This window comes from Virgibacillus sp. W0181 (assembly GCF_051846915.1).
Lineage (GTDB): Bacteria > Bacillota > Bacilli > Bacillales > Amphibacillaceae > JBPYCR01.
Window position 1 is genome coordinate 1 of sequence record NZ_JBPYCR010000021.1, and the last position, 12,000, is coordinate 12,000.

The window sequence follows — 12,000 nt, forward strand, 5'->3', positions numbered from 1 at the left end:
TTTTATGGTGCTGTTGTACATAATTTGGTCCCAGTTCATGATAAGGTTCTCCTGTCTTTAAAATATTGAAAGCAATGGTTAAAAGTAAATGTGCCGAAGCCATATTTGCTTTTTTCTTTCCTTGTCGTTTGGCTATTCTTTTTCGATGTGCGGTTATTCGATTATGCTGTCTCGATGTGCCTAATACACATTCTATTGCCGTCGTTTTTAACGCTTTATTCCCTTTTGGCACTTTTGTGTTCTTTTTTTTTCCGGCACTTTCATTATTCCCTGGACTTACACCTGCCCACGATGCAGCACGTTTGGGACAATTATCGAAGACGGACATATCAACACCCATCTCGGCAACAAATACAGCGGCTGAATCCTTGTTTACACCAGGAATGGTATCAAGAAGCTCTACTTCTTTCCGATAGGGTTCTAAACATTGGTCGATTTGTTCTTCTAAGTTTCTCAATGTTTTCTCCAGATATATCATGTGTTCCCAATGATAGCGAAGCATATCCCGATGATGACGGCGAATTCGACCATTGATGGATTCCGCTATGTCTGTTAGACTGGCCTTTACACGCTTATGCACCATTTTTTGAAGTTCCTTCACTTCGATTTTTTCACCATTTATAATGGCCTCTAATATTTTACGCCCCGATTTACCAAAAATATTAGATAGAACAGAAGTAAGTTTGATGTTGGCATCCTGAAGAATTTTATGGATACGATTCTGTTCAGCCGTACGGTTATTAACCAGCTTTTTACGGTAACGGGTAAGGTCCCGTAAATCCCGAATATCTTCAGGTGGGACAAAGCTACCTTCAATGAGTCCGCTTCGTAATAGTTTGGCTAACCACTCGGCATCTTTAACATCCGTTTTCCTTCCCGGGACATTCTTTACATGTTTGGCATTGGCAAGCACAAGACGAAAGTGATTTTCGAGAATATTCCATACCGGTTTCCAATAAACACCCGTACTTTCCATCACGGCATCCGTTACTTTCATCGATGTCAACCAATCATTTAGTTTTAATAAACCTTTTGTAGATGTTGAAAAAGATTCGATGGACTTTTTTGGTCGTTTGTCTAAGGGACCATATAAGACACAAGCGACCACTGTTTCCTGGTGCACATCCAAACCTGCACATCTCTCAATCATTGCTTCCATGGGAGAATCACCTCATCATCAAATTAACAATACAAATGACAGTAGTTTTCTTGCGAAATTTTTGTATACGTGATCAAGTCACAATAGATGGTACTTCTGTACTGCCACAACCAGTTTCTTACGCGGGGTAATCCCTTTTGAGGATCCACCATTGTATTTTCGATCTGGTCGTATTGTTATTAACTGTATTGTCATTAAATAATAAAGGTATACTCCCAATCAAGATTAAAAATTCATTTTCATGATAGATGGTGGCTCGCTCAAGGCGAGCCATGGTGGTTTCTTACCTTTTAAAAAAGCGCAAGCGCCCTAGTCAGCTGGACATGCTTAAGTAAGAAATCGTAGGTAGGGGCAATTTTTGCCACGAATGGTTATTGCTTAAGACCTCGAGGGGTTGTGCGCTTAAGTTAGAAAGCTATAGCAAGATTTATAATTTCCTCTCTTTTAAGAAAGACGCACCACATAAGTGATACGCCCTTTTTACGCTACTATTATTGTTGTATTAAATCAGAAGCTGCATGATACTCAAATCCGAGTGCATCAGCGACACCTTTAGAAGTAATTTTTCCATTCAAAACGTTAATGCCTTTCTGCAATGCACCATTATCGATAGAAGCTTGTTTATATCCTTTATTGGCAATTTGCATTGCGTAAGGAACTGTAGCGTTTGTTAAGCCGATTGTCGACGTTTTTGGTACTGCTCCAGGCATGTTCGCAACTGTATAGTGCACTACACCATGTTTTACAAAAGTTGGTTCATCATGTGTCGTAATTCGATCACTTGTTGCAAAGTTTCCGCCTTGGTCAATTGCAACGTCAACAACAACTGAGCCTTCCGACATGCCTTGGATCATTTCTTCCGATACAAGCACTGGTGCTTTTGCTCCCGGAATTAGAACGGAACCAATCACTAGATCGGACGCTTTAACTGCTTCTGCCACATCCATTGGATTAGACATCAGCACATTTACTTTAGAACCAAAATATTCATCCAATTCTTTCAGACGGGCTGGATTCAAATCAAACAATGTAACGTTAGCGCCTAATCCTACTGCAATTTTAGCGGCATTAGCACCGACGTTTCCACCACCAATAACCGTTACTTTTCCTCTTTTAACCCCTGGAATTCCACCTAAAAGAACCCCTTTTCCGCCTTTTGTTTTTTCTAAAAACTGAGCGCCGATTTGTGTCGCCATATAGCCGGCAACTTCACTCATCGGTGCCAAAAGTGGTAAAGCGTTGTTATCAAGTTGAACTGTTTCATATGCTATTGCTGTTACTTTTTTATCCATTAACGCTTTTGTTAACTCCGGATGAGAAGCTAAGTGTAAATAAGTGAAAATAATTTGTCCTTCGTAAAAATAATCATATTCTTCCGCTAAAGGCTCTTTTACTTTCAAAACCATTTCCTGAGACCAAGCTTCCTTGGCGGTGGATACAATTGTTGCTCCTGCTTCTACATATTCCTCATCGGTAAAAGTAGATCCAAGGCCTGCCCCTGCCTGTACATAAACATCATGACCAGCACCTACTAATGAATGGACTCCTGAAGGAGTCATTGCAACTCTATTCTCGTTATTTAATATTTCCTTTGGTACTCCTATTTTCATTCAGTACACCATCCCTTTAATAAATTTTCTGTTATTTGGTATATATACCTGAAGCTACTATATTGTAACAAAAAAGTATACAAAAATCATCATAATTATTCATAATTTTTATGCATTATTCTGTTATCTGAGCAGCTTTTTCATTTTAAAGGGATGATTTCCACTATTTTTTTTGGTTATTAAACGTATATATACCTCGGTTGTTGTCCAGCTGGTCTTCGATTACTCCGTCTTGATAACTTTCCATTACTTGATTTTTTACTACATCAATATCTTTTTCATTTTTATATTTTTCAATTTTATTTCCGTTTTTATTACCCTTTTTCTTCTCCATTTATATCACCTCTTTATTTAGTATGTACAAAAATATGTAACAATTCATTTAAAAATATTCCATTTTTGGCGTAGGATAGGTTATAATTCGGTGTAGAGGGTATGTAAATAATAAAGGAGGTCTATATGATGAAGCTTAACTACAAAAACATTGTCGTCGCAGTAGATGGATCTGAAGCCGCAGAAAAGGCGTTTAAAAAATCATTAGATATGGTTAAAGACAATAATGCACGTTTAATTATTACACATGTAGTTGACTCCAGAACTTTTGCCACCGCTGAAGCTTATGACAGAACATTATCTGAGCGAGCCGAACACCATGCTAAAGAGTTGCTGGACAGTTATTCGGAAGATGCAAAAGCGAACGGTGTTCATAATATTTTAACATCCATTAAATACGGGTCACCTCGAGTTGTCATTTCAAAGGATATTGCAAAAGAATTTGACGCTGATTTAATTATATGTGGTGCTACGGGGTTAAACGCTGTAGAACGTTTTCTCATCGGTAGTGTATCGGAAAATATTGCAAGACATGCCTCTTGCGATGTTTTAGTTGTACGTTAATACTAAATAGCGCATAAGGGGTTGGGACAAAAGTATTTTATCAAGTAAAAAACCGAACAATTAAATTTAGAGTATGCCTTCGCTCCGGAAATATACTTCGCTTTCACCCGCAGGGCACAAGCGCGACATCCGTTCATGCGCTGCATTCACGGTGTCTTCTTTGCCGCAGGCGGCTGGTGAGGCTCCTCAGAGCTAACGCTCTTCCAGTGTCTCACCGATGCCTTTCCTCCTGCAGAAGTCTACGTATATTTCCAGAGCTTATTTGGTTCATTATTTGGATTTTTAAACTTACCAACTTCGATATGTCCCAGCCTTTTTTATTTCAAACTCACTTGTCACTAAAAAATCAATATGCTGAAACACGTTCGGTCTTACAGATCTTTTTTTATTTCATTAACGATATGAACAAGTTCAGGTAAAATCAATTTATTCATTGCCAGCTTTACTGCTCCGGAAGATCCGGGTATCGCAAAGATAGCCGTGTTGGTATAAACCCCAGCTATTGCTCGTGATAAAAGTGCCGCAGAACCAATATCTTCCGTATAACTCAGCATTCGAAATAATTCGCCGAAACCGGTTATTTCTTTATCCAGCATTTTTTGGACTACTTCAATTGTAACATCGCGTGCAGCAATACCTGTACCCCCAGTCGTAATGATCGCATCAACCTCTGACGTATGAGCGCCTTCTTCGATCACCTGACTTATTTTCTCTGGTTGGTCCGGAATTATTTTTCGCTTTTCGACAACATGTCCCGCATTTTCCAGTAATTCTATAATTAAATTTCCACTTTTGTCTGTTTCGATAGTACGAGTATCACTAATGGTAACTACCATACATTTTATCGGTTTTGTCTGTTTTTTATGTTTATGTATAGACAACAGTTCTCACCTCCATGATTTATGAATTCATAAGTCTTCGCGTGTCTCTTGCAATCATAACTTCCTCGTCAGTTGGAATGACAATTACTTTTACCGGTGAGTGAGGATAATTAATGAATCCTTCTTTTCCACGGATTCTATTCAATGATGGATCCCAATAAACTCCCATAAACTCCAAACCGGTTAACACTTTTTTACGTATGACATCGCTATTCTCCCCAACGCCGGCTGTGAAAATAATTGCATCTACTCCTGCCATTTTCGCAGCATATGAACCAATGAATTGATGAATTCTTGCTGCAAAAACCTCCAACGCGAGCTCAGCTCTATTATTTTCGTCCATTTGTTCTTCAATATCTCGTAGATCACTTGAAAAACCAGACAAAGCGAGCATACCACTTTTTTTATTTAAAACATCTATAACTTCTATTGCTGACATGTTTGTTTTTTCCATTAAATACGGAATAATTGCCGGATCAATATCTCCGGAACGTGTCCCCATTGTAACGCCAGCAAGTGGAGTAAACCCCATAGAAGTATCTATCGACTTACCATCTTGAATAGCCGTTATACTCGCACCGTTACCTAAATGACAAGAGATTAATCGTAATTTATCCAATGGTGTTTGCAGCAATTCTGCTGCACGATGAGAAACATACTTATGTGAAGTGCCATGAAAACCATATTTCCTAATTTTATAACTTTCATAATATGTATACGGAATGCTGTAAAGATAAGATTTTTCCGGCATTGTTTGATGAAACGCTGTGTCAAACACAGCTATCATTGGAACTTCTGGAAGTAATTCCCGGAAAGCATAAATACCTGTCAAATTGGCCGGATTGTGTAATGGCGCCAGCTCCGATACTTCTTCAATAATTTGAATAACCTTTTCTGTAATTAAAACGGAATCACTGAAATGTTCTCCGCCATGTACAACCCGATGACCGATTGCATCTATTTCATCCAATGATTTAATCGCCTCAAACGCTATCAATTTATTCAAGACAATTTTTACTGCCGCTTCATGATTTTTTATATCATTTGTTTCCTTTTCCTTACTTCCATTGACTTCCATTGTAAAGATAGAATCCGTTAATCCAATCCGTTCAATCAAACCTTTCGCCAAAATGCTTTCCTCCGGCATTTGGAAGAATTGAAATTTCAAAGAGGAGCTACCTGCATTAATTGCTAATATTTTTGTCACACGAATCCCCCATTCTTTTATCTCTCTGTTATATCCGCAAACCATGCATTAATTTTATTTAAAATGTCTTCCATTGCTGCTGTATTATTCAGTGCAGGTATTTTTACAAGCAATGGTTGCGTTGGGGATTCCGTTTGGTCTCCCTTTTTTTGTAAGAGTAATATACTTTTTTTATGCTGTTTTGATTTAAACGCACTCTCCGGCAGTTCAAACAGCCCAACGATATGTGCCTGCTTATGTAAGTATTCGTGCAATTGGCTGGATTGGTCACTATCAAACAAAAATTCGGGGATAAGGAATAATAAAAACCCACCGTTTTTTGTGTACATCATGCTTTGTTCAATTAACAAATGATGCGCATAAGAATGTTCATTTTTCATACCTAGTTCAAATTCCTGCGCTCGCATTTGATCGGGATAATAGCCAACCGGTAAATCAGCAACAACTACATCAACCGGATCCAGCAAAAAAGGACGCAAACTGTCCTGATGGAAAATTTCAATTTCTTTCTTTTGTAAATTTGCCTGTAGAACAGATAGTCGAAGTAATGTTGGATCGATTTCATTAGCATAAGCGGTTAAATTGGCGTTTAGTTGATCCATTACAATAGTAAGCAAATTAGCTGTACCGACAACAGGATCAAAAATCCGGATCTGCTCTTTTTTTGCAGTTACTTTTTCTGCCAAATAACCCATCAGCATTGCAATTGTGTCCGGTGTCATTACATGTTGTGGTTGTGTAGAATCTTTCATTCCTTTTAAAACAGCCAGTTGAAATGCCTTACGTAATTCTTCCGGTTGAAAAGCGATGCTGGATATTTTATCATCTTTGTGCTTTAATTTTTGTAGTAAAACTTCATCTATATCCGCTGGTATTTCTCCATACATCGCCAGTTCCATTGATATAATCAAGCTTTCCAAATACGGTTCATTTACTTGAGTTTGTACCATGTTTGTAGTCGTATCAATCCATTCAAATAATACTTCAACGGTTGATTGTGGCATGCTTGAACCTCCATTCTTTATACCTAAAGCGTATTGTATCAAATGTTTGCTTGAAATTGTATACTAAAGCTTTATTTAAGGTGTGTTTTAAATAGATTGTCCATTTAAGTATTGGCCCTAACACAGCTAAAGCTCTCCCCATAGTCAAGGGAGAGCTTTTCTTTTCCGTACACTATATAAATTTATACCGTTCCTTACATCTTGTTTTTAATATGGTCGATCACTGCATCATAATCGGGATGGTCAGTTACTTCATTCACATATTGCACATAAGACACTTGATTATTTTTATCGACGACGAAAACAGATCTTGACAATAGGCGTAATTCTTTAATTAACACACCATACTTTTTTCCAAAATCAGCATCACGATGATCAGACAATATTTTCAAGTTTTGAATATCATTACTTTCAGTCCATCGGTTTTGAGCGAATGGCAAATCCATGCTGACGGTCAACACCTGAACATCACCTAGTTTTTCTGCCTCTTCATTAAATCGTTTTGTTTGTGTAGCACAAACCCCTGTATCCACAGAAGGTACAACACTAATTAATTTCACATTATCCTTGAAGTCGCTAAGTGTTACTTGTCCCAAATCAGTTGAGAGCACGTTAAAATCCGGTGCTTCATCTCCAACTTTTATTGCCGTCCCTACAAGTGTAACTGGATCACCATTAAATGTTACTTGTACCATTTTAATCGCTCCTTTTTGATATATTTAAATGTTCTGCTTTTAGTATGAAGGAGTATTTTTTATCTGTCCAATGATACAAGTTGTAGTGTGATGATAATCGATAATTAAATTTCATAGTTTCCAGATTGATCGTCTTTTTCTTTACTATCACTTTTTAACAGTTGGCGCACTTTCTCAACGACTTGCGGAGCATGATCGATCATTTTTTCATATATATGGGTATTTTCATCAATATGAATAATATTTACTCCTTTTTTGCTTACAACTAGAAAAGCAACAGGGTTAATGGATACACCTCCACCACTTCCTCCTCCAAACGGCAACATCGATTCATTGGAGCTACTATCGCCGTCGTTGCTCTGACTGGCATTGAATTCACTTCCCCCGGCCGCAAAGCCTACTCCAAGTTTTGAAACTGGTATGATCATGCTTCCATCCGGTGATTCAACAGGATCACCGATGATCGTATTTACTTCTACAATATCTTTTAAATTTTCCATTGCTGTCGTCATTAAACCTTGAATTGGATGCTCTTCCATTAATATGACCTCCTAAGTAAATACTTCTTTTTTTATTTTTGTCTTTTTTAATATCCTGAAAATCGCAACAATAGCTTTCCCGACATTTAAAGATACCATACAGTCAAATGTCGACTGAAATGTAACTTGATTATATTTTGGAAAGACGAAAATATCTGGGCGGCACATAAGTACGGATTGCCCTGTAATCATACGAGTAATAATACCTTTTAGACTCCATAAACTGCCTGTTGAAACAGCGGTTGTACTTGCCTCCCCTGTTCCAATATTTGTATGCCACTTCACGCGGTGAACGTGGACATAATGAAATAAAATAGTTGCCGAATTGGACAATTGCTTCAAATATTGAATGAATTTCTTGCTTTTATTCCGAAAAGAATGAAACAAATGAGATATGCTTGATTGTTTTGTTTGTTCTCGTTCAATATCTTCTTCAAGCAAAATTACCTTTTTATAAACTTGCAAACGCGATAGGTGGATACGGATTATAATAAATTGCTCGTCGACTGTATAGACGATGTTGCATGAGATGTATATACGCATAAATAGAAAGGTAATAAACAATAAAAGCAATACAATACCAATTCCAAAGTATGGAAGCACGAGTATACTCCTTTTTTTCCTCCTATTTTGTGGAGCTTCTTTTCATTTATGCAGGGATTAACAAAAAATGGAGCAACGAATTGAAAAATGAACTAGCAAAACCAGCTAAATAGTTTGCTTTGATTAATAAGAAATACGCAAGCGCCCTGCTTAGAAACGTAGCGACTGCGCAGACGGGAGCTGGTGGTTCGATGTTGAGACTGTAGCTTCGCTTTCGCCCCACCGTAAAGATTTGCCACGCAAAGTGGCGGTTTTAATCGAACATTCCAAATCATCCCAGATAAAGGAATCATGCCCCTGCAAAAGGGGTATGCCAACGTTGGCGCGGGAGGCCGTATTTAGTTGGCCTTCCCTTATGGAATCGATGATGAATTTCACCCAAAGGCATAAGGGCGACTAAGCCTCTGTCTAAAGCCATCGTCAAGTCTACTTTATCGTAAGGAGCTACGGGAAGTTGCCTAGTTTCTGGGCTAGCAGGCTTAGAACGCCGCGTCCTGGGACTGCGCGTGAATTCTCGTCCCACCGAGAACATTTGTATGTCGAAGCTAGACAGCTATGCGCAAAATTTTATACATTCTTACCTTTTAAAAAAAGGGTTACCCCTAAATTGGAGCAACCCTTCTTGTGCCATTTTATATTCAGTTATTGTTGAGTTCCGCCAAATTGCTGTTGTGCCATTGTAACAAGACGTTTTGTAATTTCTCCACCTACAGAACCATTCCCGCGTGATGTTGTATCAGGACCAAGCTGGACACCAAACTCTTGTGCAATTTCCGTTTTCATTTGATCCAACGCTTGTTGTGCACCGGGAACTACCAATTGGTTTGAATTGTTTTGGTTTGCCATGATCATTCACCTCCTTGGTACGCTTATCATGTGCACCAAGAAGATGATTCATGCATTTTAAAAATTGGTAGTTGTTGTTAGCAAATGAAGAATATATGGAAAGAACAATAGAAAATAGTACAAATGAAGTTTCCTTATAGACATGGGAATGGAAAAGGATGAAAACGCTGATTTTCTTACGTGATCATTGCTAAAATAAATCTTCCATCGACTTTTCCATTGTATCCAAGTCAGAAATAGTAATCGTTTCAGCTTGATTTACTGTTTCACTAATTAATTCCGAAAAATCGGCTCGCTTTTCAAAGTAACTGGCTTTATCCCGTTTCGGATTTGTTTTCGGTGACTTTGGAACAAAAATTGTACAACAGTCTTCATACGGACGAATCGATATATCGTACGTATTTATTTGCTTTGCAACGTCTATAATGTCTTTTTTGTCCATTGTAATTAACGGTCTTAATATTGGATAATTGCTTACTTCATTAATGGTATGCATACTTTCCATTGTTTGACTCGCTACTTGTCCTAAATTTTCACCAGTCGTCATGGATAAAATTGATTCTTTTTTGCATACGACTTCGCTGATTCTAAGCATTACACGACGCATAATTGTCATTGTGTATTCATTTGGAATTACTCGAACAATCTCCTGCTGCAGCTTTGTAAATGGGATCATATGAATGTTGATAGAGCTACCATAGGCTGTTAATTGTTTCGTTAAGTCAATAACTTTCTGTTTTGCACGTTCACTTGTAAAAGGAGGCGAGTGAAAATGAATCATCTCTACTTGAACACCGCGTTTCATTGCTAAATAACCGGCAACCGGACTGTCAATTCCACCGGATAATAAAAGTAATGTTTTGCCACCGGTCCCAACAGGTAAGCCACCGGGGCCGGGAATCGTTTCAGATGTAATATAGGTCGCTTCTTCTCTAATTTCCACTTTGATTTCAATATCCGGCTCATGTACGTTTACACGGTAATTTGTTGTTTGCGTTAACAGATGACTCCCAAGCACATGATTCATTTCTTGCGAAGGAATCGGGAACTGTTTGTTCACCCGTTTGACAGATACTTTAAATGTTTCAGTATCTGTACTGTTTTGTAACGCGAACAAAGCTGCTTCTTTTATTAAGTCGACATCATTTTGTGCTTTAATCGCCAAGCTGAGACTGGAAATGCCAAAGATGTGTTTACATTTATCCATAACTGCATAAGGGTCGTGACCGTTTAATAAAACGAACATTCTTCCTTGTGTGCGCTTCACTTTTATATTTGAAAACTCTTTTAGTTTATACTGGATATTCTCCTGTAAACGAACTAGAAATTTTCTTATATTTTTTCCTTTTAAACCAATTTCCCCATAACGAATTAATATATGGTCATATTGCATAATAATCTACTCCAATACGGTCTTTAATTGTTTCAAGGATTTTTCTAACACTTGTACAAAGGTACTTAATTCTTCTTTTGTGTTGTGGTAAGACAGACTGATACGCAAACCAGAAGATGTTCTGGAAGGCGGGTAACCACAAGCGGCTAACACCCTACTTTCATCTGTTTGTTTAGAAGAGCAAGCTGACTTTGTAGACACAAAAATCTTTTCTTCACTTAGCATATGAATAACGACTTCCGGCTTTAGTTTTGGTACCGAAATATTAATAATATGCGGAGCTGCTCCATATGGTGTGTTTACGATAACTTCATCCATCTTTTTCAATTGTTCTATTGCATAATGTTGGAGTTTATAGAGCTTTTCGCTCATTTGGCTTTCGCTTTCTTTTATGAGACGTAACGCCTTAACGAACGAAACATATCCGGCGACATTTTCCGTTCCTGAACGAATTCCAAACTCTTGATTTCCACCATGAAATAACGGGAATAACGTTGTTCCGTTTTTTACATATAACATGCCCGTCCCTTTTAAACCGTGTATTTTATGACCAGAATACGTACATAGATCAATACCGTTTTTTTTCAATCCCAGCGATACTTTACCCAATCCTTGTACATCATCCACATGGAAAAAAATTTTGGGATGTTTTTTTAATAAATCGCCAATTTCTGTTATCGGTTGAATAGATCCAATTTCATTATTGACATGCATCACACTTACAAGTATCGTATCAGGACGGATAGCGCGCTCAAGATCAACTACTGAAATGACTCCTTGATTGTTAACAGGTAAATAAGTGACATCAAATCCAAGTTTCTCCATGCTACGCAATGTATCGAATACAGATGGATGTTCGATTGTAGTTGTAATAATATGTTTTCCTCGCTTTTGATGCTGCAATGCAATTCCTTTAATAGCGAGATTGTTTCCTTCTGTACCACCCGAAGTAAAAATAATTTCATCTGCATTCACTCCAAGTATATACGATGCTTGATCTCTTGCCTTTATTAACAGCTTTTCCGCTTCGCCTCCTAGATGGTGAAGAGAGGATGGATTGGCAAAAAAACGTTCTGTCACCTGCTGAAAGCTTTGTACAACAGAGTGATCAGGCTCGGTTGTGGCACTATTGTCCAAATAAATCATTTTCTTTTGTCCCTCACCCT

General features: G+C 38.0%; 13 protein-coding genes. 1 reads left to right on the forward strand and 12 read right to left on the reverse strand.

Annotation, left to right across the window (positions count from 1 at the left end):
• From ACLIBG_RS10205 to ACLIBG_RS10215, 3 genes are all read right to left on the reverse strand, one after another.
• Positions 1 to 1,159 (reverse strand): IS110 family transposase (locus ACLIBG_RS10205; RefSeq protein ID WP_439312659.1); only part of this gene is annotated, 1,159 nt, incomplete at its 3' end.
• Positions 1,160 to 1,650: 491 nt separating this feature from the next.
• Positions 1,651 to 2,769: an alanine dehydrogenase gene (ald, locus tag ACLIBG_RS10210; RefSeq protein WP_439312660.1), complete on the reverse strand. Its 1,119-nt coding sequence runs from the start codon at positions 2,767 to 2,769 to the stop codon at positions 1,651 to 1,653.
• Between the two features lie 163 nt (positions 2,770 to 2,932).
• The gene (locus tag ACLIBG_RS10215) at positions 2,933 to 3,103 is read right to left on the reverse strand and encodes a hypothetical protein (RefSeq protein WP_439312661.1); all 171 of its coding nucleotides are present in this window, start codon (positions 3,101 to 3,103) and stop codon (positions 2,933 to 2,935) included.
• A 128-nt stretch (positions 3,104 to 3,231) separates the two neighbouring features.
• Between ACLIBG_RS10215 and ACLIBG_RS10220 the strand changes: the two genes are divergently transcribed.
• The gene (locus tag ACLIBG_RS10220; RefSeq protein ID WP_439312662.1) at positions 3,232 to 3,666 is read left to right on the forward strand and encodes a universal stress protein; all 435 of its coding nucleotides are present in this window, start codon (positions 3,232 to 3,234) and stop codon (positions 3,664 to 3,666) included.
• 371 nt (positions 3,667 to 4,037) lie between these two features.
• On the opposite strand, the gene ACLIBG_RS10225 is transcribed toward ACLIBG_RS10220, so the two are convergent.
• The 9 genes from ACLIBG_RS10225 to ACLIBG_RS10265 form a co-directional block, all read right to left on the reverse strand.
• The gene (locus ACLIBG_RS10225; protein WP_439312663.1) at positions 4,038 to 4,547 is read right to left on the reverse strand and encodes a MogA/MoaB family molybdenum cofactor biosynthesis protein; all 510 of its coding nucleotides are present in this window, start codon (positions 4,545 to 4,547) and stop codon (positions 4,038 to 4,040) included.
• A gap of 19 nt (positions 4,548 to 4,566) precedes the next feature.
• A complete protein-coding gene (locus tag ACLIBG_RS10230; RefSeq protein WP_439312664.1) occupies positions 4,567 to 5,754 on the reverse strand; it encodes an acetate kinase in 1,188 nt (395 codons plus the stop codon).
• Positions 5,755 to 5,771: 17 nt separating this feature from the next.
• On the reverse strand, positions 5,772 to 6,758 hold the full coding sequence (locus tag ACLIBG_RS10235) for a class I SAM-dependent methyltransferase (protein ID WP_439312665.1): 987 nt from the start codon (positions 6,756 to 6,758) through the stop codon (positions 5,772 to 5,774).
• A gap of 194 nt (positions 6,759 to 6,952) precedes the next feature.
• Positions 6,953 to 7,453 carry a thiol peroxidase gene (gene tpx, locus ACLIBG_RS10240; protein ID WP_439312666.1) on the reverse strand — a complete coding sequence of 167 codons (501 nt, stop codon included), beginning with the start codon at positions 7,451 to 7,453 and terminating at the stop codon, positions 6,953 to 6,955.
• A gap of 104 nt (positions 7,454 to 7,557) precedes the next feature.
• A complete protein-coding gene (ytfJ, locus tag ACLIBG_RS10245) occupies positions 7,558 to 7,992 on the reverse strand; it encodes a GerW family sporulation protein (protein WP_439312667.1) in 435 nt (144 codons plus the stop codon).
• Positions 7,993 to 8,004: 12 nt separating this feature from the next.
• On the reverse strand, positions 8,005 to 8,595 hold the full coding sequence (locus ACLIBG_RS10250) for a DUF2953 domain-containing protein (RefSeq protein ID WP_439312668.1): 591 nt from the start codon (positions 8,593 to 8,595) through the stop codon (positions 8,005 to 8,007).
• A 642-nt stretch (positions 8,596 to 9,237) separates the two neighbouring features.
• Entirely contained in the window at positions 9,238 to 9,441 is a 204-nt protein-coding gene (locus ACLIBG_RS10255) for a small, acid-soluble spore protein, alpha/beta type (protein WP_439312669.1), read from the reverse strand.
• Between the two features lie 190 nt (positions 9,442 to 9,631).
• The gene (gene thiI / locus ACLIBG_RS10260) at positions 9,632 to 10,834 is read right to left on the reverse strand and encodes a tRNA uracil 4-sulfurtransferase ThiI (RefSeq protein WP_439312670.1); all 1,203 of its coding nucleotides are present in this window, start codon (positions 10,832 to 10,834) and stop codon (positions 9,632 to 9,634) included.
• 6 nt (positions 10,835 to 10,840) lie between these two features.
• Positions 10,841 to 11,980: a cysteine desulfurase family protein gene (locus ACLIBG_RS10265; protein WP_439312671.1), complete on the reverse strand. Its 1,140-nt coding sequence runs from the start codon at positions 11,978 to 11,980 to the stop codon at positions 10,841 to 10,843.
• Between the last annotated feature and the right edge of the window lie 20 nt (positions 11,981 to 12,000).

What these genes read in the sequence shown, in the direction of transcription:
- ald (WP_439312660.1), bottom strand. Translation starts at nt 2,769, where the DNA reads ATGAAAATAGGAGTACCAAAGGAAATATTAAATAACGAGAATAGAGTT.
- ACLIBG_RS10215 (WP_439312661.1), bottom strand. Translation starts at nt 3,103, where the DNA reads ATGGAGAAGAAAAAGGGTAATAAAAACGGAAATAAAATTGAAAAATAT.
- ACLIBG_RS10220 (WP_439312662.1), top strand. Translation starts at nt 3,232, where the DNA reads ATGAAGCTTAACTACAAAAACATTGTCGTCGCAGTAGATGGATCTGAA.
- ACLIBG_RS10235 (WP_439312665.1), bottom strand. Translation starts at nt 6,758, where the DNA reads ATGCCACAATCAACCGTTGAAGTATTATTTGAATGGATTGATACGACT.
- tpx (WP_439312666.1), bottom strand. Translation starts at nt 7,453, where the DNA reads ATGGTACAAGTAACATTTAATGGTGATCCAGTTACACTTGTAGGGACG.
- ytfJ (WP_439312667.1), bottom strand. Translation starts at nt 7,992, where the DNA reads ATGGAAGAGCATCCAATTCAAGGTTTAATGACGACAGCAATGGAAAAT.
- ACLIBG_RS10255 (WP_439312669.1), bottom strand. Translation starts at nt 9,441, where the DNA reads ATGGCAAACCAAAACAATTCAAACCAATTGGTAGTTCCCGGTGCACAA.
- thiI (WP_439312670.1), bottom strand. Translation starts at nt 10,834, where the DNA reads ATGCAATATGACCATATATTAATTCGTTATGGGGAAATTGGTTTAAAA.
- ACLIBG_RS10265 (WP_439312671.1), bottom strand. Translation starts at nt 11,980, where the DNA reads ATGATTTATTTGGACAATAGTGCCACAACCGAGCCTGATCACTCTGTT.